The 26,632-nt window shown below is 75.0% G+C and carries 24 protein-coding genes and 2 pseudogenes; 15 read left to right on the forward strand and 11 right to left on the reverse strand.

Translation table 11 applies throughout. The annotated features are described in order from the left end of the window. Nucleotides 1-2: 2 nt before the first annotated feature. Entirely contained in the window at nt 3-1,097 is a 1,095-nt protein-coding gene (locus GEV43_RS04110) for a dihydrodipicolinate reductase (RefSeq protein WP_160824292.1), read from the reverse strand. On the opposite strand from GEV43_RS04110, the gene GEV43_RS04115 reads away from it, so the two are divergent. Next, on the forward strand, nt 1,096-2,385 hold the full coding sequence (locus tag GEV43_RS04115) for a glutamate--cysteine ligase (protein WP_206681060.1): 1,290 nt from the start codon (nt 1,096-1,098) through the stop codon (nt 2,383-2,385). The genes GEV43_RS04110 and GEV43_RS04115 overlap by 2 nt on opposite strands. A gap of 31 nt (nt 2,386-2,416) precedes the next feature. Here GEV43_RS04115 and GEV43_RS49385 read toward each other — a convergent pair whose 3' ends face one another. From GEV43_RS49385 to GEV43_RS04125, 3 genes and pseudogenes are all read right to left on the reverse strand, one after another. Further along, on the reverse strand, nt 2,417-2,578 hold the full coding sequence (locus GEV43_RS49385; protein WP_241682777.1) for a hypothetical protein: 162 nt from the start codon (nt 2,576-2,578) through the stop codon (nt 2,417-2,419). Between the two features lie 83 nt (nt 2,579-2,661). Next, nucleotides 2,662-3,240, reverse strand: a pseudogene (locus GEV43_RS49390) (TrmB family transcriptional regulator); the annotation flags it as partial. A 54-nt stretch (nt 3,241-3,294) separates the two neighbouring features. Beyond that, nucleotides 3,295-4,116 (reverse strand): SAM-dependent methyltransferase, encoded by an 822-nt coding sequence (locus GEV43_RS04125; RefSeq protein WP_160819542.1) that lies wholly within the window; start codon nt 4,114-4,116, stop codon nt 3,295-3,297. A 538-nt stretch (nt 4,117-4,654) separates the two neighbouring features. Here GEV43_RS04125 and GEV43_RS04130 point away from each other — a divergent pair. Next, on the forward strand, nt 4,655-5,401 hold the full coding sequence (locus GEV43_RS04130; RefSeq protein WP_160819543.1) for an SDR family oxidoreductase: 747 nt from the start codon (nt 4,655-4,657) through the stop codon (nt 5,399-5,401). Nucleotides 5,402-5,518: 117 nt separating this feature from the next. Further along, on the forward strand, nt 5,519-6,403 hold the full coding sequence (locus tag GEV43_RS04135) for a lysophospholipid acyltransferase family protein (RefSeq protein ID WP_160819544.1): 885 nt from the start codon (nt 5,519-5,521) through the stop codon (nt 6,401-6,403). A gap of 73 nt (nt 6,404-6,476) precedes the next feature. Here the strand turns inward: GEV43_RS04135 and GEV43_RS04140 are convergent, their stop codons facing one another. Beyond that, nucleotides 6,477-6,992 (reverse strand): YafY family protein, encoded by a 516-nt coding sequence (locus GEV43_RS04140; RefSeq protein ID WP_160819545.1) that lies wholly within the window; start codon nt 6,990-6,992, stop codon nt 6,477-6,479. Between the two features lie 211 nt (nt 6,993-7,203). Between GEV43_RS04140 and GEV43_RS04145 the strand changes: the two genes are divergently transcribed. The 10 genes from GEV43_RS04145 to GEV43_RS49400 all read left to right on the forward strand — a co-directional run bounded on the left by GEV43_RS04145 (nt 7,204) and on the right by GEV43_RS49400 (nt 18,399). Further along, nucleotides 7,204-8,409 carry a hypothetical protein gene (locus tag GEV43_RS04145; protein WP_160819546.1) on the forward strand — a complete coding sequence of 402 codons (1,206 nt, stop codon included), beginning with the start codon at nt 7,204-7,206 and terminating at the stop codon, nt 8,407-8,409. A 199-nt stretch (nt 8,410-8,608) separates the two neighbouring features. Then, nucleotides 8,609-10,831, forward strand: a complete 2,223-nt coding sequence (locus GEV43_RS04150) for a tetratricopeptide repeat protein (protein WP_309239440.1) — start codon at nt 8,609-8,611, stop codon at nt 10,829-10,831. 11 nt (nt 10,832-10,842) lie between these two features. Further along, entirely contained in the window at nt 10,843-11,646 is an 804-nt protein-coding gene (locus GEV43_RS54585) for a protein phosphatase 2C domain-containing protein (RefSeq protein ID WP_160819547.1), read from the forward strand. 2 nt (nt 11,647-11,648) lie between these two features. After that, nucleotides 11,649-12,209, forward strand: coding sequence for a PP2C family serine/threonine-protein phosphatase (locus GEV43_RS04160; protein ID WP_160819548.1), 561 nt, complete (start codon nt 11,649-11,651; stop codon nt 12,207-12,209). Beyond that, entirely contained in the window at nt 12,206-13,510 is a 1,305-nt protein-coding gene (locus GEV43_RS04165) for a VWA domain-containing protein (protein WP_160819549.1), read from the forward strand. The genes GEV43_RS04160 and GEV43_RS04165 overlap by 4 nt, the downstream gene beginning before the upstream one ends. A 499-nt stretch (nt 13,511-14,009) precedes the next feature. Then, a complete protein-coding gene (locus GEV43_RS47860) occupies nt 14,010-14,522 on the forward strand; it encodes an FHA domain-containing protein (RefSeq protein WP_309239441.1) in 513 nt (170 codons plus the stop codon). Continuing rightward, the gene (locus GEV43_RS04175; RefSeq protein WP_160819550.1) at nt 14,519-16,099 is read left to right on the forward strand and encodes a hypothetical protein; all 1,581 of its coding nucleotides are present in this window, start codon (nt 14,519-14,521) and stop codon (nt 16,097-16,099) included. Before GEV43_RS47860 ends, GEV43_RS04175 begins: the two co-directional genes overlap by 4 nt. A 44-nt stretch (nt 16,100-16,143) precedes the next feature. Continuing rightward, nucleotides 16,144-16,989: a glutamate ABC transporter substrate-binding protein gene (locus tag GEV43_RS04180; RefSeq protein WP_160819551.1), complete on the forward strand. Its 846-nt coding sequence runs from the start codon at nt 16,144-16,146 to the stop codon at nt 16,987-16,989. A gap of 208 nt (nt 16,990-17,197) precedes the next feature. Beyond that, on the forward strand, nt 17,198-18,169 hold the full coding sequence (locus GEV43_RS04185) for a hypothetical protein (protein ID WP_241682778.1): 972 nt from the start codon (nt 17,198-17,200) through the stop codon (nt 18,167-18,169). 59 nt (nt 18,170-18,228) lie between these two features. Further along, nucleotides 18,229-18,399, forward strand: coding sequence for a hypothetical protein (locus GEV43_RS49400; protein ID WP_241682779.1), 171 nt, complete (start codon nt 18,229-18,231; stop codon nt 18,397-18,399). Here the strand turns inward: GEV43_RS49400 and GEV43_RS04190 are convergent. Next, nucleotides 18,360-19,004, reverse strand: coding sequence for a hypothetical protein (locus tag GEV43_RS04190; protein ID WP_160819552.1), 645 nt, complete (start codon nt 19,002-19,004; stop codon nt 18,360-18,362). The genes GEV43_RS49400 and GEV43_RS04190 overlap by 40 nt on opposite strands. A 145-nt stretch (nt 19,005-19,149) precedes the next feature. Here GEV43_RS04190 and GEV43_RS04195 point away from each other — a divergent pair, with 145 nt between their 5' ends. Both GEV43_RS04195 and GEV43_RS04200 read left to right on the forward strand, forming a co-directional pair. Then, entirely contained in the window at nt 19,150-19,668 is a 519-nt protein-coding gene (locus tag GEV43_RS04195) for a PH domain-containing protein (protein WP_241682780.1), read from the forward strand. Between the two features lie 70 nt (nt 19,669-19,738). After that, entirely contained in the window at nt 19,739-20,911 is a 1,173-nt protein-coding gene (locus GEV43_RS04200; protein WP_160819553.1) for a serine hydrolase, read from the forward strand. Nucleotides 20,912-20,932: 21 nt separating this feature from the next. On the opposite strand, the gene GEV43_RS04205 is transcribed toward GEV43_RS04200, so the two are convergent. The 5 genes and pseudogenes from GEV43_RS04205 to GEV43_RS04225 form a co-directional block, all read right to left on the reverse strand. Continuing rightward, a complete protein-coding gene (locus GEV43_RS04205; protein WP_160819554.1) occupies nt 20,933-22,345 on the reverse strand; it encodes an FAD-binding oxidoreductase in 1,413 nt (470 codons plus the stop codon). 68 nt (nt 22,346-22,413) lie between these two features. After that, nucleotides 22,414-23,250: an ABC transporter permease gene (locus GEV43_RS04210; RefSeq protein ID WP_160819555.1), complete on the reverse strand. Its 837-nt coding sequence runs from the start codon at nt 23,248-23,250 to the stop codon at nt 22,414-22,416. Then, nucleotides 23,247-24,056 (reverse strand): ABC transporter permease, encoded by an 810-nt coding sequence (locus GEV43_RS04215; protein WP_241682781.1) that lies wholly within the window; start codon nt 24,054-24,056, stop codon nt 23,247-23,249. The genes GEV43_RS04210 and GEV43_RS04215 overlap by 4 nt, the downstream gene beginning before the upstream one ends. A 116-nt stretch (nt 24,057-24,172) precedes the next feature. Beyond that, a complete protein-coding gene (locus tag GEV43_RS04220) occupies nt 24,173-25,330 on the reverse strand; it encodes a spermidine/putrescine ABC transporter substrate-binding protein (RefSeq protein WP_160824294.1) in 1,158 nt (385 codons plus the stop codon). A gap of 62 nt (nt 25,331-25,392) precedes the next feature. Continuing rightward, nucleotides 25,393-26,486, reverse strand: a pseudogene (locus tag GEV43_RS04225) (ABC transporter ATP-binding protein). Nucleotides 26,487-26,632: the final 146 nt, after the last annotated feature.

Genomic DNA, 26,632 nt, shown 5'->3' on the forward strand with positions numbered 1-26,632 from the left:
CCTCAGCGGAGCAGGTGCCTGCCGGTGAACAGGGGCAGCGACAGCGGCGTGTGCAGGCCCGGCGGGGCCTGCACGACCGCCGGGATCGCGTTGACGAGGCGCAGCGCGGTCGCGAGCGTGCCGGGGACGGTCGGGTCGGCGGCGCCGGGGTTGGCGACGTCCATCCGCCACGGCGGCTCGCCGTCGATCTCGACGCGGTAGCCGCCCGCCTCGCCGAACGGCGGCGCGGGCCAGTCCGGCGCGAGGTCCTCGCGCAGCCGCGTGACGTGCTCGACGGTGATGGCCGGACGGCCCCGCAGCAGCCCGCTGACCTGGAACCGCACGCCCGCCGACGTGCCCTTGGCGATGTGCCCCGCCGGGATGTCGAACGGCTCGGGCGCGGGGCACAGCTCGTACGACTCGGCCACCTCGTCGAGCGGGACGTCGAGGTGCTCGGCGAGCAGGTGGACGACCGGCCCCCACATGAGGGCGAGCACGCCCGGCCGCAGGATCGGCGGCACGTGGCCGAGCGGGCGGCCGAAGCCGAACTTGCCGACGATCGCCTCGGGCTTGTCCCACCGGCCGTAGCACATGACCTCGCTGACCCTGATCGAGTCGATGCGCAGGCAGACGCCGCTGAGCAGGAGCGGGAGCACGTCGTTCATCAGGCCCGGGTCGAGGCCGGTGGTCAGGCAGGCGGCCTCGCCGGTGGCGCAGGCGGCGCGCAGGCGGCGGACGTCGGCGGGGTCGGCCGACGGCGGGTGCACCATCGGGATCAGCGCGCTGGACACGACGTCGATGCCGTTCTCCAGGACGCGGCACAGGTCGTCGACCGCGCCGGACGGCCGCCGGCCGGTCGCGACCTCGCGGCGGCCGGCGGTGCCGACGGCGGTGTAGCTGATCGCGTCGGGCCGGGCGGCGATCAGCTCGGCCGGGTCGGCGGTGGCGAGCACGCCGGTGCGGCGGCCGGTCCCGGCCAGTTCGGCGGCGTCCAGGCCGACCTTGGCGGGGTCGCTGACGACGACGCCGGCCAGCTCCAGGTCGGGGTGCTCGATGATCGCGCGGAGCGACCCCCTCCCGACGTTCCCCGTGGCCCACTGCCCGACGCGGTACGACATGCCACCGTCCTCCCCCGGCCCGCACCCGCGGGCCGGGGCCGCGTACGTGACCAAGCGCTCGTTCAAGTCGCCGCATTGTAGGCACGCCGCCCCGCGCCGCACGAGCCCCCGACCGGACGTACAACCGGGACGGGAGGGCACAACCCCTGCGTGGCACTTCACGAGCCGGAGGAGAGCCGGACGTTCGGCGTGGAGGAGGAGCTGCTCCTCGTCGATCCCTCAGCGGCGTCCCCGGGCGCTCTCGGGCGAGACGGTCCGGTACGCGCGCGAGCGGCACGGCGACGGCGCCGCGCGGTTCGCGGAGGACCGCCGGCCGATCGAGACGGAGCTGAAGCGCGAGCAGCTGGAGACCGGGACCGGCGTCTGCCGGTCGCTGTCCCGGCTCGCGGACGAGGTGCGGCGGGGACGGGACGCGGCGGCGCGCGCGGCGGGCGAGGCGGGCGCGGCGATCGCGGCGCTGGCGACGTCCCCGGTGGCGGTGCGGTCGTCGCTGACCCCGACCCGCCGCTACCGGCGGATGTCGGACGCCTACGCGCTGACCGCCGACGAGCAGCTCACCTGCGGCTGCCACGTGCACGTCAACGTCGGCTCGCCGGACGAGGGCGCGGCCGTGCTCGACCGGATCCGCCCGTGGCTGCCGCCGCTGCTCGCGCTCAGCGCCAACTCCCCGTTCTGGCAGGGCGCCGACAGCGGGTACGACTCGTGGCGGCAGCAGGTGTGGGGGCGCTGGCCGTCCACCGGCCCGACCGAGCTGTTCGGGTCGGCCGAGACCTACCGCGCGACCGTGGACGCGCTGCTGGAGACCGGCGCGCTGATCGACGAGGGGATGGTCTACTTCGACGCGCGGCTGTCGCGGCACTACCCCACCGTGGAGATCCGCGTCGCCGACGTGTGCCTGCACGCCGGCGATACGGTGCTGCTGGCCGCGCTGATCCGCGCGCTCGTCGAGACCGCCGCGCGCGCGTGGCGCGCGGGCGAGCCGCCCGCGCCCGTCCGCACCGACCTGCTGCGGCTCGCGATGTGGCGGGCCAGCCGCTCGGGCCTGCGCGGCGACCTGGTGCACCCGGTGTCGCGCCGCGCCGCCCCGGCCCGCGCCGTCGTCGGCGCGCTGCTCGACCACGTGGCGCCCGCGCTCGACCGCGCCGGCGACCTGTCCGCCGCGTCCGCCCTGCTCGACGCGGTGTTCGAGCGCGGCAACGGCGCGCAGGTGCAGCGCGCGGTCTACTCCCGCACCCGCGACGTGACCGCCGTCGTCTCCGACGCCGTCGCCCGCACGCGCGCGGCCTGACGCGAGCCGGCCGCCGGGGACGCGGCGGGGGTCAGGCGCGGCCGAGTATCCGCAGCAGGCCGGGGTCGGCGGCGAACAGCCGGTCGATCTCCTCGGCCCCGACCGCCTCGGCGAGGACCTGGAGGGCGATGTCCTGGCGGACGTACTCGGCGGCCATGAGCGCGACGGCCGGATCGGCGGTGTAGATCCCCACGCCGTGCCGTCGCCGAACCCGCCGACCACGGCCTCCCGCCGGTCGGCCACCACGACGATCAGCCGGTAGCCGAGCTCGTCCAGGACGGCCTCGGGCGCCGAGTAGCGGTGCCGGTGGACGCGGCCCGCGCCGTCCTCCCCCGGGTCGCCGAACGACACGACCGACACCTCCACGTCCCGTTCGGCCGCGGCGCGGACGTGCGGGCCGAGGCGGCGCAGCTCCTCCGGCCAGACCGACAGGAACAGGTCGCGCCGGGCGCCCGCGACGACGTCCTCGGCGCGGGCGAGCATCGCCTCGCCGTCCTTCAGGTCGTGGATCGGGTGGCCCTCCGGCTGCGCGACCACGGCGGGCAGCGCCGTGCGCAGCGCCTCGGCCGACCCGTCGAACTCGCGCCGCATCCGGTCGAGCAGCGCCTCGGGCGGGAGCGGCAGGTAGCCGGTCGCGCCGGCCGGCCCGCGCTGCTCGTACGCCGCGCCGCGCGCGACCAGCTTGCCGAGCGTCTCGTACACCGTGCTGCGCGGCACCCCCGAGCGCTTCGCGACCTCGTAGCCGTTGACCGGCCCGCCCGCCGCGACGAGCGCGACGTACGCCTTGGCCTCGTAGCCGGACATGCCGAGCCGTTGGAGGTGGTCGAGGACGTCCCGCATGCTCACCGCCGACATGCTACGCGCCGCCCCGCGCCGGGGCCCCGCGCTCGGAACCCCGCCGGAGGCGCGCTACCGGGCGGGGCGGGGGCCTCCCCGAACGCCGAGGGCGCCGACGACGCGCAGGCCGGGGGCGCGGAGCGCGCCGGGCCCGGACTCGGCGCGCCACAGGTGCACGTCGACCAGGCCGGGCTCGACGAGGTCGAGGTCGCCGAACAGCGCGCGGATCTCGTCCTCGGAACGGCAGGCGAGGGGCGCGGAGGCGCGCCGGTAGACGTCCTCGACGCCGCGCGCCGTGCGGGGGTCGGCGCGGTCGGCGGTGGCGTGCGTGACCAGCAGGTGCGCGCCGGGCGCCATGCGCTCGCGGACGAGCGCGGCGGCCCGGGCGGCGGCCGGGCCGGGCAGGTGGTGCAGGACCGAGCCGAGGACGAACACGACGGGGCGGCCGAGCTCGATGATCCCGTCGAGCCGGTCGAGGAGGGGGCCGGGGTCGCGCAGGTCGGCCTCCAGCACGTGCACGTCGTCGCCCGACGCGAACGCCCGGTAGTGCGACACCACGACCGGGTCGTTGTCGGCCACGACGGCGCGCACGCCGCGCGCCGCCTCGCGGGCGGCGTCGAGCGCGCTCGGGAACGTCGGCAGCCCGCCGCCGAGGTCGACGACCTGCCGCACTCCGGCGGACTCGACCGCGTGGCGGACGGCGCGCGCCACCATCCACCGGTTGGCCCTGGCGAGCAGCGGTCCCTGCGGCAGCCACCGCAGGACGTCGTCGGCGGCGGCGCGGTCGGCCTCGTAGTTGTCCTTGCCGCCGAGGAAGCAGTCGTACATGCGGGCGACGTTGGGCACGTCGAGGTCGAGGGCGCCGCGCGTCCGGCCCGGGTCGCGGTCGCTCATGGTGGCCACCCGGATCCGGCGGCCCGGCGGCGCGATGGCGTCAAGTCACTGCCTTTTCTCGACAGGGCCCCTCCGCTGCGAACGTCAGTCATTCACGCCTCACCGGCCGCCGTCAAGCCATTCCGCGCCCCCGATTCACCGGTACGGAGCTGAACTGCGGGAACGGCCCGAATGCCCATCGGTATTGAGATTCTCAAACCTCTGGGGCGCGCGTGGTCCGCAGGGGGAGCAGGGCCGGAGCGCGGCGGGCGCAACGGAGATCCATTCCCGCTGCGGACGGGATCACCGTCGAGAAGTGGGACATTGGCGCCTTCGTGAAAAGGTTCGTACACCGCGGCTCACCTCCGGCGAAGTCAGGGTTCCGAATGGAGCACGCTAACGCGTTTGCGGCGTGCCTGACGGCATAAACCGCCGCCGGTCAGCCGCCCCGCGCACGATGGCCGGATGCGGACACCCGGCCCGCGCCCGGCCACGCCCCGTGACGGCCGCCCGGACCCGCCTCCGGACCTTCGTGGCCTGCCGCGATAGCGTTCGGAGGGTGCATCTCGGACTGGAGGGCCGCCGCGCGGCGGTGGCGGCGGCGAGCAGCGGCCTCGGGCTCGCGGCGGCGCGCGCGCTCGCCGCGGAGGGCGCGCGGGTGGCGATCTGCGGGCGCGACCGCGAACGGCTCGCGTCCGCCGCGGAGGCGGTCGGCGGCGGCGCGCACCCGATCCTCGCGGACGTCGGCTCGCCGGAGGGCGCGACCGCGTTCGTCCGCGAGGCGCAGGACGCGCTCGGCGGCGTGGACATCCTGGTCACCAACGCGGGCGGCCCGCCGCCCGGCGGCTTCGCGTCCACGCCGGTCGACGCGTACGGCGCGGCGCTCGACCTCAACCTGATCTCGGTCGTGGCGATGTGCAAGGCCGCCGTCCCGGCGATGCGGGAGCGCCGGTGGGGGCGCGTGGTCGCGATCACGTCGCTGTCGGTGCGCCAGCCGATCGGGAACCTGATCCTGTCCAACACCGCGCGGGCGGGGGCGACCGGGTTCCTGAAGACGCTCGCGCGGGAGGTCGCGGGCGACGGGGTGACGGTCAACTCGCTGCTGCCCGGCTCGCACGCCACCGACCGGCTGAGGGAGCTGAACGACGGCGACCTCGACCGCGTCGCGGCGGGCGTCCCCGCGGGCGAGGTCGGCGACCCTGCCGACTTCGGCGCGTTCGTGGCGTTCCTCTGCTCGGTGCACGCCCGCTACGTGACCGGCAGCGCGATCCCGGTGGACGGCGGCGAGTACGCGGCGCTGCTGTGAGCGTCCACGCCGCCGCGAGCGTCCACGCCGCTGTGAGCGGTCGCGGGCGCGCGGTTGTCAGCCGGGTGACAACCGCCGTGTCAGGCGCCCGGTCGGATTGACTTACGATTGCGCGCCATGGCCTCCCCTGCCGACTGGACCCCGCCGTCCCCGCACCTGATCCGCGCCGCCGAGGCGGCGCTGCGGCCCTGGCGCGCGTGGACCTCGCCCGTCTTCCACGGGCTGGACGGGCTGCCCGAGCGCGGCCCGGCCCTGCTGGTCGGCAACCACACCGTCTACGGCGTGGTGGACGCGCCGCTGATCTTCTTCGAGATCCACCGCAGGCGCGGGATCTGGGTCCGCTCGCTGGCCGACCACGTGCACTGGCAGGTCCCGGTCTGGCGGACGGTCATGGACCTCGGCGGGTCGGTGGACGGCACCCGCGACAACTGCCGCGCGCTGCTGCGCGACGGGCAGATGGTCGTGGTGTTCCCCGGCGGGGCGCGCGAGGCGACCCGCGGCAGGAACGACTCGTACCGCCTCCAGTGGGGCGGGCGGCTCGGGTTCGCCAGGCTCGCGATCGAGGCCGGGTGCCCGATCGTCCCGTTCGGGACGGTCGGGGTGGAGGAGATGTTCACGACGCTGGTCGACCCCGGCAGCCGCCTGCTCGCGCCCGTGCGGGCGATCGGCCGCGGCGTGCTCGGTGAGCGCGGCCGGCGCGACGACGTCGTCCCGCCGCTGTCGCGCGGCATCGGCCTCACGCCCGTGCCCCGTCCCGAACGCCTCTACTACGGCTTCGGCGAGCCGATCGACACCACGCCGTGGGCGGGCCGGCAGGACGACGACGCGGCCGCCGCCGAGGTGCGCGACCTGGCCCGCAAGGCGGTGGAGGACATCATCGCCGAGCTGCGCGCCGAGCAGTCGTCCGACCCGGGCCGCACGCCGCTCGGCCGCCTCGGGCGCGGGCTGGCGAGGGGCGCGCGCGTCTTGCCGCGCGTGGTGCCCGGCGTCATCAGCCGCTGAGCCGCACCCCGCCGGAACGGGGTGCGGCGCGGAGCCCGGTCAGGCGTCAGGCGGCGTCAGGCGGCGGGCGGCGTCAGGCGGCGGCGGGCGTGCGGCGCTGGAACGGCAGGTAGCGGTCGGCCCGGCGGGGGCGCGCGGGCAGGCCGGTCGACTCGACGGCGAGGATGCGGTCGAAGCGGAACGCGCGGACGCCGCGCCGCATCCGGCACCAGCCGACGAGGTACCAGTGGTCGCGGTGGACGAGGCAGGTGACGGGCTCGACCTCGCGGATCGTGACGTTGGCGCCGGCGTCGCCGTAGCAGAGCCGCACGACGCGGTGCTCGGTGATCGCGGCGGCCACGACGCGGGCGCGGTCGGCGGTGGAGGCGTCGAGGGGTTCGGTGAGCGTCGCCAGGGTCGCGGTGACGGTGTCGCCGTGCGGTTCGGCGTCGAGCAGCGAGCGCAGGGCGCGCCGCGCGGTGGCGGCCTGGGGCCCGGCGCCGAGGTGGGCCAGCGAGAGCGCCAGCGCGGCGATCTCGGCGGCGGTGAGCTGTGCGTGGTCGCCGGCGCGGGCGGCCTCGCCGGTACGGTGCGTCGCGATGTTCGCCATGGTTCGATCATACGTTCGAACACTGACATTGTGGAGGCACCGGACCTGCGTCCCGCGGCGCATCTTGATCGTCCGGCGGCCGTTCGCTTGAGCCCGAACCCGCCGATGCGGAACACTGTTCCCCCAAACGGGCTTCATCTGGGGGAATCAGGGGCGAACATGGGCCAACCGTGGATCGGCGTTGAGTGACGGCGCGGCGTTCCGTCCTCCCATGTCCCGGGACGAGGTGGACCGCGCCCTCGCGACCCTGCGCGACGAGAAGGAGCGGATCGGCTCGGCCCTGCTCGAACTGGAGGACCACCAGGGCTACCGCCTGCTGGAGGGCGCCGCGCTGAGCGGCGGCACGCTGCGGGTCCGCGAGGCGGTGCGGGGCCGGATGGCCTCGCTGTGGGCGCTGTTCCACCTGTACGGCGGCGTGCTCGGCGCGGCCGAGGACCTGCGCGCCCGGCACGGCCGGCCGGGCCAGGCGCAGCTCGCCGAGCTGACGCGGCTGCTCGTCGGCGAGTCGGTGGAGCTGCCCGCCGAGGAGGTGCCGCTCGAACGCCGCACGCTGCTGGCGGCGCCCGGCCCCGAGCGGCTCACGCTGCGCGCGGCGGTGGAGCGGATGAACCCGCTGTTCGAGGAGGTCGCCCGCGAGGTCGCGGCCGTCGACGCGGTGTGGAGCGTCCTGCTGTCCAGGCTGTCGGAGCTCGACGAGGCGCGGCGGCACGCGGCGACGCTGCTCGCCGCGCTCGGCGGCGCCGATCCCGAGTACGAGCGGCTGCGGCTGGAGGTCGACGCGATCGCGACCACCGTCCGCGCCGACCCCCTCGCGTTCGCGCGCGAGGGCGCCGCCGACACCTCCCGGCTGGACGCGGCGGCCTCGGCGCTGGCCGCGCTGACCCGCACGCTGGACGAGGCCGTACGGCTGCGCGAGGGCTTCGCCGCGCGGATCCGCGCCGTCCGCGACACGGTGCAGCGGCTGCGCGAGGCGGAGGCCGGCGCGCGCGCCGCCCGCGACGAGGTGCTGGCCAAGATCGCCTCACCCGTCCTGCCGGACCTCGCGGACGCGTCGCCGGCGCTGGCGGACCGGCTGGACGCGCTGGCGGCGCCGCGCGGCGACCCGGCCGCCTGGAGCGGGCTCGCCGCCCGCCTCGACGACCTCGAACGCGCGGCCGGCGCGGCGCTGGAGCGCGCGCGGGCGGACGAGGGCGTGATCCGCGGCCTGCTCGACCGGCGCGACGAGCTGCGCGGGCGGCTGGACGCGTACCGGGTGAAGGCCGCCAGGCTCGGCCTCGCCGAGGACGCCGAGCTGACGCGGCTGTACGAGCACGCCCGGACCCTGCTCTGGACCTCACCCTGCGACCTGCGGAAGGCGACCGTGACGCTGTCCGGCTATCAGCAGGCCATCAACTCATCGGCGAATGGAGCGGGATGATGACTCGATGCACCGCGCCGGGCTGCACCGGAACCGTCGAGGACGGCTACTGCGTTCTGTGCGGCGAGGCCGCGGCCCCGAGCCCGCCTCCGGCGGCGGCGTCCGCGCAACCGGCCGCGCAACCGGCGGCGCAGGCGGCTCCGGGCGCCTGCGCGCAGCCGGGCTGCGGCGGCACGATCCAGGACGGCTACTGCGAGGTGTGCGGCTCGGCCGCCGCCCCGGCCGCCCCCGCCCCGCCGCGGTCCCGGCGGGCGCCGCGGGGAGCGGGCCGTCGTCCCCGTCGTACGCGAGCGGGCCGACCGGCGGCTTCGGCAGCGGGAGCCTCGGGACGGGCGGCGTCCGCTCGCGCAGCGGCCGGACGGGCTCGTCCCGCTCGTCGGGCCAGCGCGGGATGCTCGGCCTCGGGCTGGTCGAGGTGCCGCGCGTCCCGTACCGCGACCCCTCCGCCGCGATCATGCGGGACCCGCAGGTCGCCGAGAACCGGCGGTTCTGCAGCAACTGCGGGGAGCCCGTCGGCCGCAGCCGCGGCGACCGCCCCGGCCGTGCCGAAGGGTACTGCGCCAAGTGCGGCACGGCCTTCTCCTACACGCCGAAGCTCTCCGCCGGCGAGCTGGTCGGCGGGCAGTACGAGGTGCTCGGCTGCATCGCGCACGGCGGCCTCGGCTGGATCTACCTCGCCAAGGACCGCAACGTGCACGACCGCTGGGTGGTGCTGAAGGGCCTGCTCGACACCGGCGACGCGGACGCGATGGCGGCCGCGGCGGCCGAGCGCGCGTTCCTCGCGGAGGTCGAGCACCCCAACATCGTCAAGATCTACAACTTCGTCCAGCACGCGGGCGACGGCTACATCGTCATGGAGTACGTCGGCGGGCAGTCGCTCAAGGAGATCCTGCTGCACCGCCGCCGCGAGCTCGGCGAGGAGGCGCTGCCGGTCGGCCAGGCCATCGCGTACGCGCTGGAGGTGCTGCGCGCGTTCGGCTACCTGCACGCGCGCAACCTCGTCTACTGCGACTTCAAGCCCGACAACATCATCCAGACCGAGGAGCAGCTCAAGCTGATCGACCTCGGCGGCGTGCGCCGGCTCGACGACCCGGACGGCGCGATCTACGGGACGGTCGGGTACCAGGCGCCCGAGATCGCCGACCACGGGCCGTCGGTCAGCTCCGACCTCTACACGGTCGGGCGCGCGCTCGCGGTGCTGAGCTTCCCGTTCAAGGGCTACACGAGCACGTACGCCGACGCCCTCCCGGCGCGGGCCGAGGTGCCGCTGCTCCAGCGGTTCGAGTCGTTCGACCGGCTGCTGCGGCGCGCCACGCACAAGGACCCGGCGCAGCGGTTCCAGGACGCGGCGGAGATGGCCGAGCAGCTCACCGGCGTGCTGCGGGAGGTGCTCGCCGCCGAGGACGGGCAGCCGAGGCCCGCGCCGTCCGGGCAGTTCGGGCCGGAACGGTTCGTCGCGGGCCGGCCGGAGCAGGACGCCCCCGGGTCCGCGCTGCCGCCCGTCCCGCCCGCGTCGGCCGCCGCCGCGCTGCCGGTGCCGCTGGTGGACGGCGGCGACCCGTCCGCCGGGTTCCTCGCGGGCCTCACCGCGCTCGAACCCGACCAGCTCGCGCGGGCGGTCGCGGGCGCGCCGCAGCAGACGCCGGAGGTGCGGCTGACGCTCGCCCGGGTGAAGATCGAGCTCGGCGCGTACGGGGAGGCGCTGTCGATGCTCGACGGCCTTGAGGCCGACCTGGACGGCGACTGGCGCGTCGAGTGGTACCGGGCGCTGGCGCTCCTCGCGGAGGGCCGGGTCGCCGAGGCCGAACCGAGGTTCGACCGGCTGTACGGCCTGCTGCCCGGCGAGGCCGCGCCGAAGCTCGCCCTCGCGTACTGCCGGGAGCAGCGCGCGCCGCAGGACGCCGCGCGGCTCTACGAGACGGTCTGGCGCACCGACCAGAACTACATCAACGCCGCGTTCGGCCTGGCGCGCGTGCGCCTGGCGGCGGGCGACCGGGCGTCGGCGTCGGCCGTCCTGGACTCGGTGCCCAAGATCTCCATCCGGTACGTGCCCGCGCAGATCGCGGCGGTCGCGACGGCGGTGCGCGGGCGGTCCCCGAACGAGCTGACCGCGGCGGAGCTGGTCGGCGCGGGCGCCCGCCTCCAGTCCCTGGACCTGGACGCCGAACGCCACGACACGCTCGCCGCCGAGGTCCTGGAGGCCGCGCTCGACTGGGTGCTGCTCGGCTCGGGCGGGTCCGGACCGGGGCTGCCGCCGGGCGCGCAGGGCGGGTCGGTGCTGGGCGCGCCGCTCGCGGAGGCCCCGCTGCGCCGCCGCCTGGAGGAGACGTACCGGGCGCTCGCCCACCACACCCACGATCGCGAGGAACGGCGGGTGCTCATCGACTCGGCCAACGCCGTCCGCCCGAGGACACTGCTGTGAAGGAGCCCTACGTGGATGAGCACAGCGTGGACGAACACGACGTCAACGGGCACGGCGCGGAAGCGCAGGGCGGAGAAGCGCAGGGCGGAGAAGCGCAGGGCGCGGAGGCGCAGGGCGGGACGAAGCCGGCGGAGCTGGCCTGCCCCACGTGCGGCGAGGTCGTCTACCCCGGCGAGGACTTCTGCGAGGCGTGCGGCGGACGTCTCGGCAACGGTCCCGCGCCGGATTCCGGCGGCGCGCCCGCGGCCCCGGGCCCGTCCGCCCGGGTGTGCGCCGGATGCGGCGGCGCCCGGATCGACGCCGACGGCTACTGCGAGACGTGCGGCCTCCGCCAGCCCGCCGAACGCGACCACGTCGAGCTGGAGGTCCCGTCCGCGTCCGGCGGCGACCCGCCCGCGGCGGCGGGCGCGAGCGACCGCGGCAAGCGGTACAGCCGCAACGAGGACGCGCTCGCCATGGCCGCCCACGCGAACGGGATCGCGGCCGTCGTGTGCGACGGCGTCGGCTCGTCCCCGCACCCCGAGGACGCCTCGCGCGCCGCGGCCGACACCGGCGCCGCCGACCTGGTCGCGCGGCTGGACGCGGGCGAGGACCCGGCCGCGGCGACGCGGGAGGCCGCGCTCAAGGCCGCCGCCGCCGTCGCCGCGCTCGCGCCGTCCCCGTCGGAGTCGCCGTCGTGCACGTACGTGTCGGCGGTGACGGGCCCGGACTCGGTGACCGTCGGCTGGATCGGCGACAGCCGCGCCTACTGGCTCTCGGGGCCGCGCCGGGGCCCGCGGGCCCGGACGGCGACGGCCCGGACACCGCCGAGCTGAGCATGGCGGAGCTCACCGCGGACGACGAGGACGCGGACGGAGCCGGGGGCGGCGCGGCGAGCGGGCCGCTCGACACGGCCGACCTGGACACAGCGGACATCCTGGCGCTCGGCCCGTCCCGGCAGCTCACCGACGACGACTCGTGGGCCGCGATCATGGTCGCGCAGGGCGCGCTCACCGAGGCCGAGGCCGAGGCGCACCCGAACGCCCACGTCATCACCGCGTGGCTCGGCGGGGACGCCGAGGACGTCCGCCCGCACGTGCGCACGTTCACCCCCGACGGCCCCGGCACGCTGCTGGTGTGCAGCGACGGCCTGTGGAACTACTTCCCCCGCGCGGCCGACCTCGCGGCGCTCGTCGGCGACCCGGCGTCCGGCCCGGCCGCGGACCCGCTCGGCACGGCGCGGACGCTCGTCCGGCACGCGCTGGACGCGGGCGGGCGCGACAACATCACCGTCGCGGTGATCCCGATCCCGGCCCGCGCGGAGGACGCCCCCTCCGCCGCCCCGCCCGCCTCCCCCGCCTCGCCACCCGACCCTTCGAGCACGGAGCATGACCGATGAGCGAGCAGCCGCAGTTCAGCATCAAGGTCGACCAGAACAAGTACCTGCCGGACGGCGGACGCGACGTGCACGCCATCGTGTCCGTCGAGGCGACCGGCGCGGCCCTCGCGGCGGCCCCCGCGGCCGCGGCCGAGGTCATCATCATCGACACCTCGGGCTCGATGTCGTACCCCGACACCAAGCTCCGGGCGGCGATCGCCGCCGCGCAGGTCGCGATCGACACGCTGCGCGACGGCGTCAACTTCGCGGTCGTCTCCGGCGCCAACACCGCCTCGATGGTGTACCCGCCGCAGCCCGCGCTGGTGCCCGCCGTCGCGGCCTCGCGCGCGCAGGCCAAGCAGGCGCTGTCGCGGCTCAAGGCGTCCGGCGGGACGGCCATCGGGGCGTGGCTGCGGCTCGCCGACCAGCTCTTCGACGCCCACCAGGACGGCATCCGGCACGCCATCCTGCTGACCGACGGCAAGAACCAGCACGAGACCGCCGAGGAGCTCGACGCCGTGCTGTTCCGCTGCGGCGGGCGGTTCGTGTGCGACTGCCGCGGCGTCGGCACCGACTGGGAGGTCGCCGAGCTGCGCAAGGTGTCGTCCGCGCTGCTCGGCAGCGTCGGCCTGGTCGCCGACCCGCAGGACCTCATCGCCGACTTCCAGGCGATGACGCAGGCGGCGATGGGCAAGGCCGTCGCGGACGTCGCGCTGCGCGTGCAGACGCCGCAGACCGCGAAGGTGCGCTTCGTCAAGCAGGTCATGCCGTCCGTCGAGGACCTGACCGGCCGCCGCACGGACGTGAGCCCGCAGGCGGGCGACTACCCGCTCGGCGCGTGGGGCGCCGAGAGCCGCGACTACCACATCGGCGTGGAGGTGCCGCCCGGCGAGATCGGCAAGGAGCTGCGCGCCGCGTGGGTCAAGCTCGTGGTCCCCGGCGGCCCCGGCCAGGAGGACCAGGTGCTCGCCACCGGCAACGTCCTCGCGCAGTGGACCGACGACGAGGCCCAGTCCACCAAGATCAACGCGCGGGTGGCGCACTACACCGGCCAGGCCGAGCTCGCCGCGGTCATCCAGGAGGGCCTCCAGGCCCGCAAGGACGGCGACCTGGACACCGCCACCTCCCGCCTCGGCCGCGCCGTCGTGCTCGCCGAGGAGGCGGGCAACGAGGAGATCACCACGCAGCTCCGCAAGGTCGTGGACGTCGTGGACCTCGCCACCGGCACCGTCCGGCTCAAGCGCAACGTGGAGAAGGCCGACGAGATGGGCCTCGACACGATCTCCACCAAGACCGTCCGGACCCGCAAGGGCGAGGGCTGAGCATGGCGACCTGTCCCGCGGGGCACGCCTCCGCGTCCACCGACTACTGCGACGTCTGCGGCGAGCGCATGGGCGGCGCGCCCTCCGGGCCGGGAACCGGCGGCACGGGCCCGTCCGGCGGCGTCAGCACGCAGCTCATGCCGTCCGGCGCGGGCGGCACCCTGTGCCCCGACTGCGGCACGCCCGCGAGCGACCGGTTCTGCGAGGAGTGCGGCTACGACTTCGCGACGGGCGGCGGCCGTCCCACCCCCGGGCAGCCTCCGGCGGGCCCTCCGCCCGCCGCGCCGCCGCCGTCCGGCCCCCCGCCTGCGCCCGCGCCGCCGGGCCCCGCGCCCGCCATGCCCCGAGCGCCCCACCGCCCAGCGGCCCGAGCAGCGGCCCGAGCGGTCCGAGCGCACCGCCGCAGAGCGGTCCCAGCGGACCGAGCGGTACGACCGGCCGGCCGCCGAGCGGACCGCCGAGGCCGGTCCCCAGCGGGCCCGCGTCGCCGGTTCCGGGCGTGCCCGGCGGGTTGGCGCCGCCGGGCGGCTCCGGCTCGTACCCGCCCGCCCCGCCCCAGCCCGGCTCACCGCCCGTGGGCGGCGCTGCGGCGCAGGCTCCCGGCACGGGGTGGGTGGCCGTCGTCAACGCCGACCGCGACTACTACCGGACGATGCTCGCGGAGGGCCAGCGGACGGAGGCCGAGCTGCCGTTCCCGCCCTACTGCCCCGAACGGCGCATCCCGCTGGTCGGGCGGGAGGTGCGGATCGGACGGCGGAGCTCGACGGGGACCCCGGAGATCGACCTGCGGGAGCCGCCGGAGGACCCGGGGGTGTCGAAGACCCACGCGGTGCTGATGGCCGCGCCGGACGGCGGCTGGCGGCTCGTCGACCCCGGCTCCACCAACCGGACCTGCCTGAACGGCACGACGGTGCCGATCCCGTTCAACGTGGAGGTCCCGGTCGGCGACGGCGACCGCATCCATGTGGGCGCCTGGACCACCATCACGCTCAGGAGAGGCGAGGCGACATGACGGTCGTACCCCAGGGGACGCCGGCGGGCCCGCCCGCCGCCCCGCCGCCGAACGGCCCGCCCGCCCAGAACGGCGCGGGCACCGGAGCGCAGCCCGCCCAGAACGGCGCGCCGGGCGCGGCGGGCGTCGCGCGCCCGTCGCGGCTGGAGCTCCAGCGGCGCGCGGCGGCGCGGCGTCCGACGGGCGTCGCGCGGCTCCTGCCCCGTACGGTCTCGGGCCGTGTGCGGACGCTGGCGGGCGCGGCCGTGCTGGTGCTGGTCGCGGTGCTCGCGATCGCGTGGTCGGCGATAGCGAACGCGCGCGACGGCGTCCGCGTGATCGGGCACGACGCCGGCCCCCAAGTGGTCACGACGGGCGACCTGTACTTCCAGCTCACCGACATGGACGCCCAGCTCGCCAACGCGCTGCTGAACGGCGCGGGCGCGGGCCGCGACCAGGCGCTGGCCCGCTACGACCAGGACCGCAGGAAGGCGGGCGACGCGCTGCTGAAGGCCGCCAACCTCGCCGACGAGGCCACCGAGAAGAGCACCCAGAAGGGCGCGGAGAAGGGCACCGAGGAGGCCACCGCGCGGGACCTGCTCGACGCGTTCGTCCGGTACGAGCGGCTCGCCGGGCAGGCGCTGCTGACCGACCAGCGGTCGGAGCGCGGGGCGGGTCCCGTCCGCGACGAGGCGATGACGCTGTACCGGCAGGCCACCGACCTGATGAAGCTGGACCTGCTCCCGAAGGCGTACAACCTGACGCTCGACAACGGAACGCTCGTCCGGCACACCTACGAGTCGAAGAAGTCGGCGGTGCAGACCGGCCGGGCGTGGACGCTCGGCGTCGGCGCGCTGCTCCTGATCGTGCTGGTCGCTTTGCAGCTCTACCTGGCGGCGCGGTTCCGGCGGCTGCTGAACCCGGCGCTCGCGGTCGCGACGCTCGGCGCGCTCGCGCTGACGGCGGCGGCGGGCGTGGTGCTGACCGGGCAGACCGACCACCTCCGCAAGGCCAAGGAGGACGGCTTCGACTCGATGCTCGCGCTGTCGCGGGCGCGCGCGATCGGGGTGAGCGCGAACGCCGACCAGACGCGGTTCCTGCTCGACCCGGACCGCGCCGACACCTACGAGCAGGTGTTCCTGAGCAAGTCGCAGTCCGTGCTGTACCTGGCCGCGGGCAACCTGAAGGCGTACAACGACGCGTTGCAGAAGAGCGCGCAGGAGGAGCGGCCGAAGATCCTCGGGTTCCTCGGCGACGAGCGGGCGCACTCCTCGCTGCCCGGCCAGCCGCGGGCGTTCGCCAAAGTCGTGGACGACTGGCGCCGCTACCAGCGCGACGACCGGACGATCCGGAACCTGGCCTCGTCCGGGCAGCGGGCGCAGGCGGTCGCGGCGCGCGCCGCGTCCGCGCGCGCGTTCACCGCCTACGACGCGTCGCTGAACGAGCTGGTCGCGATCCACCGGACGGCGTTCGACGGGGCGGTCGCGGAGGCCGACGACGGGACGAGCGGCTGGTACGCGGTGCTGCCGGTGGCCGGGCTGGTCATCGCGGCGCTGGTGCTGCTCGGCGTGCGCCCGCGGCTGACGGAGTACCGGTGAGCATCGGTGGCGGCGGGGGCGGTGGCGTGAGGAGGGAGCGGACGATGCGAGCACGCCGGATCGGGGGCGCCGTGCTGGCCGCGGCGGCCGTCGCGGCCGCGGGCGCGTGCGGCGTCGCGGGCGCAGGGGAGGACTCCGTCGCGTCGAAGGACGAGCTGGTCATCGGGGTCAACCCCGACCAGCCCGGCGTCGGCGCGCGCGACGGGCGCGGCGGGTACGAGGGCTTCGACATCGACGTCGCGCGGGAGGTCGCGAAGCGGCTCGGCGTGCCGCGCGGGAACGTCGAGTTCAAGGAGGTCTCGTCCGCGACGCGCGAGAAGATGCTCGACGGCGGCGACGTCGACATGGTCGTCGCGAGCTACTCGATCACGCCCGAGCGCAAGAGGAGCGTGACGTTCGCCGGGCCCTACTACGTGGCGCACCAGGACATCCTGGTCCGCGCGTCCGACGCGGCGTCGGTCGGGAACGTCCGCGACCTCAAGGGCAGGGCGCTCTGCAAGGTGCCGGGCTCGGTGTCGTTCCCGCGCGTGCACGACGAGCGGGGCGTCGCGGCCGACCCGGTCGAGGCCAAGGGCTACGAGGGCTGCCTCGACCTGCTGTCCAGCGGCTCGCTCGACGCGGTCTCGACCGACGACCTGATCCTCGCCGGGCTCGCCGCGCGGTCCGCCGAGCGCGGCGGGAAGCCGCTGCGGTTCGTCAACGCGCCGTTCTCGGACGAGCCGTACGGCATCGGCGTCCGGCGCGGCGACGTGGACGGCTGCGAGGCGGTCAACAAGGCGATCACCGGGATGTACCAGGACGGCACCGCCGTGAAGCTGCTGCGCGCGTCGTTCGGCCGGACGGACCTCAAGATCACCACGACCGTCCCGCAGTTCGAGGGCTGCGACTGAGGGGCCGCCGGACGGCGCGCGGCCCGGCGCCGGCCCCGTGTCGGCCCGGTGCTGGCGCGGGGACGCGCGGCACGGATAAGACCGGTCGGTCACTGAGATCAGGCGGTTACGTAAGTGCCGGTCGGCGCGCGTGATCGTAAGTTATGGTCGCGATCAAAACCCGTTCCGGCAACCAGCGGCCCCCTGGCCGACCCCCTCAAGGAGCGCCATGACGACGGTCATCCTGGTGGTGATGTGCGTCGTGGTCGGGGCGCTGGAGCTGTACGCCGGCAAGCAGAGCAAGGACCAGGCGCGCGCGTTCGTCCGCCGCATCGACGAGCTGAACGAGCAGGTCACCAAGCAGAACAGCGTGCTGGTCACGGTCGGCGAGCAGCTCACCGCCGAGCTGTCGAAGGTCAAGCGCGAGGTGCTGCCGGCCCTCGACTCGCGGCTGCGGCACAACAGCGGGCAGGTCGAGGAGCTGGCCGGGCTCGTCCACCAGGCCGACGGGTTCCTGCGCTCGCAGGCGGGGCGGCTCCAGGACCTGGAGCAGCAGCGGATCACGCTCGCCGCGCTGCGCCGCAAGCTGACCGAGGTCGAGACGTCCGTGCAGGCCGTGCGGCGCGCGGGGACGGCGGCCGTCGAGGGCAAGGTCGACACCGCGCTCGACCGGCTGGCCGACCTGGAGCGCAGCGGCGGCGAGATCCTGGAGCTCCAGCGCACCCTCACCCGCACGCTGGAGGACGTCGAGGACGTCGTCGCCGAGCTGCTCCAGTACACCGAGAGCGAGCTGGACGACGCGGTCGCCTCGGCGCTCACGGGCCGTCCCCGCCCGGACGCCGACGGCGCCGCGGTGACCGCGACGGGGCGGCTGTGGACGCGCGACGACCAGCTCGACGACATCCTCACCGAGATGTACGAGCGGTGCGTCCGCGCGAGCCGCCTCGACGTCCGGTTCCGCACGGTCGAGGGGCCTGACGGGCTGGCGCCCGGCACGCCCGACCGGCGCCGCTACTTCCTCGGCGGGCAGCGCGCCGAGGACCTCTCGGGGCGTTCACCGCGCTGCTCATCTCCACCGGCGCCGACCTGCCCCGCAACGGCGGCGCGAGCCTCCCGCGCGGCGGCCTCGGGCGCGGCGAGCCGCCGCGCCTGCCGCCCGGCGTCGGCCCCGTCCGCGCGCCGGAGGACGAGGCGGCGCTGAAGGCCCTGCTGCGCACCCTCTACGAGAGCAGCGGCGCGGTCGCGCAGATCGGCCCGCTGATGGCCGTGCGCACGCGCGACGAGATCCTGTGCGCCGTGCTGACGGCGGGCCAGTCGCTGGAGCTGGAGAGCGACGAGGTGTTCTGGGACCCGTCGGCCGCCACCGAACGGCTCCGGCGGCTGCCGACGCATCAGCTGTGGGACCTCACCGGCTGGGCGGCGACGCCGTAGGCCCGGACGGAGCGGTCGGCGGGCGTGCCGAGGCGCACGAACACCGGACACCGCACGGCCCCGGTCAGCGGGTCGGCCTCCGCGCACAGGCCGACGCCCGCCGCGCGGTCGAGGAACACCACGTTCTCCACGGCCCGCGCCGCGCGCACCGCGTACGGCACCGAGTCGGCGTCGCCCGCGTCGAACAGCTCCTCGAACGTCAGGCGCCGCGCGAACCGCACGAGCCCCGCCGCGTCCACGACCCGGCTGCCGATCGCCGCGGACGGGCCCGCGATCACGATGCCGAAGCTCGGGTCCTCGCGGCCGCGCACGTAGATCTCCCGGTCGGGCTCCAGGCCCCTGCGCCGTTCGGGCAGGTGCAGGCCGAACCCGGTGGGGCCGTCGAGGAACGCGGGCGGCCCGAACCCGTCCGGGCCGGGGGCGTCCGCGGACACGCGCAGCGCCCCGCCGGGCACGGTCCAGCCCGGCAGGTAGACGCCGAGGCCGCGGACCAGCAGCCGCCACACGGGGCGTCCCGTCACGTCCGGGGAGAACTCCCCCTGCGGCCCCCGCCAGCCCGCCGGGCCGCCCTGCGGCCCCGTCCCGGGCTCCCGCGCGCCGTCCATGACGAACATCATCTGGTGCCCGCCCCGCCCGCACAAGGCCGCCGCGGCCACCCCGGCGTACCGGTGGAGGCACCGTGCGGGCCCTGCGCGCGGGGGTCGCGGTCGGCTACGGTTGAGGTCACTGGATCATGACGAGGACGCCGCCATGAACATGCAGGACATGATGGTCTTCCGCGACGCCGGGTCGCGGACCGTCGACCGGTACCTGATGTCCTACGAGGGACGCGTCATCGCCGTGCGCCGCCATCCCGCGGTGCTCCTGCTGCCGGTGGCGGTCGCCGTCGGCGGGCTGGTCGTGTGCGCGGTGGCGGGCGCGTTCGCGGGGATCATCTGGGTGTGGTGGCTGTGGCTGCTGACGCTCGGCTTCCTGGTCTGGAAGGTCATCGCCTGGTCGCTGGAGTTCTTCCTGGTCACCGAGCACCGCGTGATGGTCATCAACGGCGTCCTCAACCGCAACGTCGCCATGATGCCGCTCGCCAAGGTCACCGACATCGCGCTGGAGCGCTCGGTGCTGGGCCGGATGATGGGGTACGGCGAGTTCGTCATGGAGTCGGCCGGGCAGAAGCAGGCGCTGCGCAACGTGGGCTTCATGCCGTACCCGGAGCAGCTCTACCTGGAGGTGTCGTCGGTGATCTTCGGCGCCTCCGACGAGTCGCCGGACTGACCGCGCCCGCGATCCGCGCCACCCGCGTCCGGACCGATGAGTTCGGCCGCCCGCCGAGGTCTGCACGGACATGAGCGAATTCTCCAAGGGACGGCTCGACCGGATGCGCGACGTGCTGGCCTCCCATGTCGGGGACCGGACGGTCCCGGGGCTGGTGGCGCTGCTCGCGCGGGGCGGCGAGGTGCACGCGGACGCGCTCGGCGACCAGGCGTTCGGCGGGCCGCCGATGCGGCGCGACAGCCTGTTCCGGATCAGCTCGATGACCAAGCCGGTCACGGCGGTCGCGGCGATGGTCCTGGTCGAGGAGTGCGTGCTGCGGCTGGACGACCCCGTCACCGGGCTGCTGCCCGAGCTCGCCGACATGCGCGTGCTGAGCCGTCCGGACGCCCCGGTCGACGACACCGTCCCCGCCCGGCGCGCGATCACGGTCCGCGACCTGCTCGACTTCCGGCTCGGCACCGGCATGATCCTCGACGCGGAGGCGTTCGGGTACCCGGTCTACGAGGCGGCGCACGCGCTCGGGCTCCTCGGGTACGGGCCCCCGGCGCCGGACGCGGCGCTCACGCCGGACGAGTGGATGGCCGGGCTCGGCTCGCTGCCGCTCGTCCACCAGCCCGGCGAGCGCTGGCTCTACAACACCGGCTCGTACGTGCTCGGCGTGCTGATCGCGCGCGCCACCGGAGGGTCGCTCGGCGCGTTCCTGCGGGAGCGGATCTTCGAGCCGCTCGGCATGGCCGACACCGGCTTCACCGTCCCGGCGGGCGGCCTGCCGCGGTTCACGACCCAGTACGGCGAGGACGGCTCGCCCATGGACGGCCCCGAGGACAGCCCGTGGGCGCGCCCGCCCGCGTTCGAGGACGGCGGCGCGGGGCTCGTCTCGACGGCGGACGACTACCTGGCGTTCGCGCGGATGCTGCTCGGCAAGGGCGCGTACGGCGGCGAGCGGATCCTGTCGCGCGCGTCCGTCGAGCTGATGACGTCCGGGCAGCTCACGCCCGAGCAGCAGGCCGACGCGTTCGGCGGCGCGGCCACGTGGGGCTTCGGCGTGTCGATCGTGACCCGCCGCGACGCCCTGAGCTCCACGCCCGGCCGGTACGGCTGGGACGGCGGCCTCGGCACCTCCTGGTGGAACGACCCCGCCGAGGACTTCACCGGCATCCTCCTGACGCCGCGCATGGGCTACCCGCCGCTGAGCCCCGTCTACAACGACTTCTGGACGACCGCCTACGCCGCCCTCACCTGACGCGCGCGGGTCGCGCCGGGGTCAGGAGTCGAAGCCGAGGCCCATGCGGTCGAGGGCGCGGAGCCAGAGACCGCGCCGACCGCCGTTGCGGTCGGCGCGGGCGATCTCGCGGCGGGTCAGCTCGATCACGCCGTACCGCAGCGGCTCGGGCGGGAACGGCACGGGCTTCGACCGGACCATCGCCAGCTCCGTCCGCTCCGTCCGCTCGCCGGGCGGGAGGCCGACGCCGAGCAGGTCGAGCATGACGTCGGCGCCGAACCGGGTCGCGCCGACGCCGAGCCCGGTGTAGCCCGCCGCGTACGCCAGCCGGCCGTCGTGCGCGGTGCCGTAGAACGCGCAGAACCGGCTGCACGTGTCGACGACGCCGCCCCACGCGTGGCTGAACCGGACCCCTTCGAGCTGCGGGAACGTGGTGAGGAAGTGCCGCGCGAGCGTCGCGAACGTGGCGGGCCGCCGCTCCAGCTCGGGCCGCAGCCCGTTGCCGTAGTGGTAGACCGCGTCGTACCCGCCCCACAGGATCCGGTCGTCGGACGTCAGCCGGTAGTAGTGGAACTGGTTGGCGCTGTCGCCGAGCCCCTGCCGGTGCCGCCAGCCGACGGCGGCGCGCCGTTCGGCGGAGAGCGGCTCGGTCACCAGCGCGTAGTCGTACACCGGGACGAGGTAGTTGCGCAGCCGCCTCAGCAGCGGCGGGAACACGCCCGTTCCGAGGGCGACGCGCCGCGCGGTGACCGAGCCGTACGCGCCGCCGAGCCGCAGCCGCCCGCCGCCCGCGTCCCGCAGCGAGGTGACGCGCGTGTTCTCGTGGATCGTCACGCCGAGCGAACGGCACGCCGCGGCGAGCCCCCACGCGAGCTTCGCGGGATGCACCATCGCGACGGCGTCGCGGTCCCACAGCGCGCCGAGGTAGGTGGGCGAGCCGACCTCGGCGCGCGCCGCCGCGCCGTCCAGCAGCACGGGCCGCCAGCCGAGCACGCGCGCCAGTTCGCACTCCTCGGCGAGCCCGCCGAGCTGCCACTCCTCCGTCGCGACGCTCATCTCGCCGGTCGGCTCCCATTCGGCGTCGACGCCGTGCCGGGCGAGGGTGTCGCCGATGGCGCGCAGGTTGTCGCGGCCGAGGCGTTCGAGGGCGGGCATGTCGTCCGGCCACCGGTCCATGCCGTTGCGGAGCCCGTGGGTGAGGCTGGCCGCGCAGAACCCGCCGTTGCGTCCGGACGCGGCCCCGCCGGCCCGGTCGGCCTCCAGCACGACGACGTCGAGGGACGGGTCGCGCTCCTTGGCGCGCAGCGCCGTCCACAGCCCGGTGTACCCGGCGCCGACGACGGCGAGGTCGCACGCCACCGGCCCGGCGAGCGCGGGCCGCGGCTCGGGGAGCGCGGCGTCCGCCAGCCAGTACGGGACGGGCTCGGCGTCGGCGAGCGCTTGCGCCACGTTCACGTCGGTCTCCTCCCCGCGCGCCCGTGAAGCGAGCCCCACGCGCGCGCAAAGCCCGTCCCGGCCGGGCCTCACCGGCGGCGGAGGCCGCGGCGGGCGGACAGCACGGCGATGACGACGCCGACCGCGAAGATCAGCGTGCCCATCACGTTGACCTGGGGCGGCGTCCCGGTGCGGGTCGAGCCGTAGATCCACAGCGGGAACGTGACGGTCGCGCCGCTGGTGAAGTTGGTGATCACGAAGTCGTCCACCGACAGCACGAACGCCAGCAGCGCCCCCGACAGCACCCCCGGCATGATCATCGGAAGGGTGACGAGCCGGAAGCGGGTGAACGGCCCCGCGCCGAGGTCCTGCGCGGCCTCCTCCACGGCCGGGTCCAGCCCGACCACGCGCGCCCGCACGGTGACGGCGACGAACGCGATCGAGAACATCACGTGCGCGACCAGGATGGTCAGGTAGCCGCGCGGCAGGTTGAACGTCACGAACATCGACAGCAGCGACGCGCCCATCACGATCTCCGGGCACGAGATCGCCATGAACAGCACCAGGTTCGTCGCGCCCTTGCCCCGGAACCGGTACCGGCCGAGCGCGAGCCCGGCGAGGGTGCCGAGCACGGTCGTGATCGCGGTGCTGAGCAGCGCGATCGTCAGCGAGTTGACGACGGCGGTGGTGAGGTCCTCCTTGTCGAGCAGGTGGGCGTACCACCTGAGCGTGAACCCCTCCCAGCGGAAGTTCTGCTTGCCGTGCGTGTCGTTGAACCCGAACAGGATCATGACCGCGATCGGCAGCAGCAGCCACCCGATCAGCAGGAACGTGTAGATCCGCAGGCCGTTCCCGGCGAACCGGCGCCGCCGGCGTCCCGCCGGGCCCGCCTCGGCCGCGGGCGCACGGGTCGTGGTCGTGGTCATCGGCGCGCCGCCTCCAGAACGTCCTGGGTGCCGAGGGTCCGCGCGTAGGCGAAGATGCCGAGCAGCAGGATCGCCATCAGCGAGAACGACAGCGCCGACGCGACCGGGTAGGCGCTGTTGTCGAAGTACTCCGACTGGATCACGTTGCCGATCATGGTGTTGCGGGGGCCGCCGAGCACCTCGGCGTTGACGTAGTCGGCGGAGACCGGCACGTACGTCATCACCACCCCCGCGAACACGCCGGGCAGCGACAGCGGCAGGATGACCCGGGCGAACGACTGGAGCCGGCTCGCGTACAGGTCGCGGGCCGCCTCCACCACGCGCGGGTCGATCCGTTCGAGCGCCACGTAGATCGGCAGCACCATGAACGGCAGGAAGTTGTAGGTCAGCCCCGACACCACCGCCCACCCGGTGTCGAGCACATGGAAGCCGTCCGGCAGGAGCCCGTGGTCGCGCAGCGGCCCGAGGACCGGCCCGTTGTCGGTGAGCACCAGCTTCCACGAGACCGTCCGCAGAACGAACGACACGAAGTAGGGCAGCAGCAGGAGGAACAGGTACGTCGACTTGTTGCGCCCCCCGCGGAACGCGATCCAGTAGGCGGCCGGGTACGCGAGGACGATGCAGGCGCCCGTGGCGAGCAGCCCGTACCAGAGCGACCGCGCGAACTTGTCGCCGTACGTGCTGAACCCGTCGGAGTAGTTGGCCCAGTGGAACGTCTGCCGGAACCCGTCGATGAGGTTCCCCGTCTGCAACGACAGCGAAGCCATCAGCACCATCGGCACCGCGAAGAAGGCCAGCAACCACAACCCGGACGGCAGAACGAGCAGATAAGGCGCAAGCCGCCCCCGCCCGGCCCCTCTGCCACCAGCCGCGCCAGGTCCGCCGGACGGGTCGGGGGTCGCGGGGGGTTCGTGGGCGGTCATCAGGAGCCCTTGGCGATGGGCTCGAAGATCTTCTGGTAGCGGGCCTCCTCGTCCTGGGTGAGGCTGCGGTAGTGCCTGAGCCGGCCGAGGTCGGCCGCCGACGGGAAGACCAGCGGGCTGGAGCTCAGCCGTTCCAGGTCCTTGCGCTCCGAGCCCGTCGCCGCCGCCGCGTCCCGCGCGATGATCGGCCTGGTGGCGGGCACGGGCGTGATGTAGTTGATGAACTCGGTGAGCGGCGCGTTGTTGGCCGGGTCGTACAGCCAGTCCATCAGCGCCAGCGCGTCGACCGGGTTCTCGGCGGTCTTCGGGATGCACATGCAGTCGGTCCAGATCGTGCCGCCCTCCTTCGGCACGACGAACTCCACGTCCGGCCCGGCCAGGCTGTAGGCGTCGCCGGACCACGCCATCGTCAGCCACACGTCGCCCTTGCTGACCGCGTCGATGTAGTCCTGCGTGTAGTACTTGCGGACGATCCCGTCGTCGCGCTGCCGCCGGAGCCTCGCCGCGGCCTTCTCCCAGTCGGCGGGCGTCGACTTCTCCGGGTCGGCGCCGACGGCGAACATCCCGAAGTTGCCGAGCTCCTGGGAGTCGCTCATCATCCCGACCCTGCCCTTGTACCTCCGGTCGAAGAGCTGCGCGATGCTGGTGATCTCCTCCTTGACGTACCGCGTGTTGTAGGCGATCCCGGTGATCCCCGAGACGTACGGGACGGTGAACGCGTTGCCCGGGTCGTACGACGGGTTCTTGAAGCCCGGCCCGGCGTTCGCCGCGAAGTTCTTCAGCCGGGCGTGGTCGAGCGGCGCGAGATAGCCGAGCCGGCGGCACTTCTCCAGCTGGATGCCGTTGGTCATGACCATCAGGTCGAACCCGATCGACTGGCCGGCCGCGAGCGGCGCCTGGATCTTGCCGAACCACGGCGCGCTCTCCTGGATGACCTCCTTGTAGGTCACCTTCACGCCGTTCGCCTTCTCGAACGCCTTCAGCGTCGCGCGGTCGTCCTCCATGTAGCCGGGCCAGTTGGCCCAGCTCAGGCGGCCCGTCCGCGCCTTCCCGCGCCAGTACTCCCGGACGTCGTCCGAGCTGACCTTCTCCTTGCCGCCCCGCCCCTCCACGCCGCACGCGGCGAGGGCCAGCCCGGCTCCGGCGGCGCCCGCCATCCGCAGCACGTCGCGGCGCCGGGGCCGCGGGAGGCCGCGCGGCGGCGCGGCGTGGTCGTCGTTCACTTGGCTGCTCCAATGGCGTAGGAGTGGCGCGGGTCCCACGACAGCCACACGCCGTCCCCGCGGACGGCGATGTCGTCGGCGGACGTGGCGTTCTGCAGGAAGACCACCACGTCGGCGCCCGTCGCGGTGGTGACGTTGTAGTTGGTGGACGTGCCGAGGTAGACCACCTCGGTGACGGTGCCGCGCACGCCGCACAGGCCGCCGCCCGGCGCGTCCGTCCCGATGCCGATCTTCTCCGGCCGCACGGTCAGCTCCAGCCGCTCCCCCGCCGCGACGCCCGGCCCCCCGCGCAGCGGCACCTCGATCCGCCCGTCCGGGCCGTACGCCAGCACGGCGCGCTCCCCGACGACCTCGGTGACCTCGCCCGCCAGGAGGTTGGAGGTGCCGATGAACCCGGCGGTGAACCGCGTCGCCGGATGCTCGTAGATCTCCCGGGGCGTCCCGAGCTGCTCGACCGCCCCGTCGTTCATCACGGCGATCCGGTCGGACATGGTCAGCGCCTCGCCCTGGTCGTGCGTCACGTACACGAACGTGATGCCGACCTCCCGCTGGATCCGCTTCAGCTCGACCTGCATCGCCTGCCGCAGCTTGAGGTCGAGGGCGCCGAGCGGCTCGTCCAGCAGCAGCGCGCGCGGCCGGTTGACCAGCGCCCGCGCCAGCGCGACCCGCTGCTGCTGCCCGCCCGACAGCGCGGCGGGCCGCCGCCGCTCCCGCCCCGCCAGGTCGACGATCTCCAGCATCGCGCCGACCCGCTCGGCGATCTCGCGCTTGGCGACGCCCTTGCGCCGCAGCCCGAACGCGACGTTCTCGAACACGCTCATGTGCGGGAACAGCGCGTACGACTGGAACACCATGTTGACGTCGCGCCGGTTGGGCGGGACCCCCGTCACGTCCCGCCCGAGCAGCCTGACCACCCCCGCCGTCGGCTCCTCGAACCCCGCGATCATGCGCATCGTCGTGGTCTTGCCGCACCCGGACGGCCCGAGCAGCGAGAAGAACTCCCCTGCGCGATCTCCAGGTCCAGTTCCCGTACGGCCGCCACGCTCTCGCCGGACGACTGGAAGGTCTTCCCGACCCCGCGCAGCTCGATCGCGGGACCGCGGCGTCGGGCCGCCCGGGGTCCTCGCGGACCTCCGCTCGGCTGGTCTCGGTCATGGGGGTTCCTTACGAGGTCGGGGACGGGAACGCCGCGGAGGAGGCCGTTCCGGACGGGATGGGACGAACCGGTATACCGCA

This window comes from Actinomadura sp. J1-007, from assembly GCF_009793335.1.
GTDB lineage: Bacteria > Actinomycetota > Actinomycetes > Streptosporangiales > Streptosporangiaceae > Spirillospora > Spirillospora yumaensis.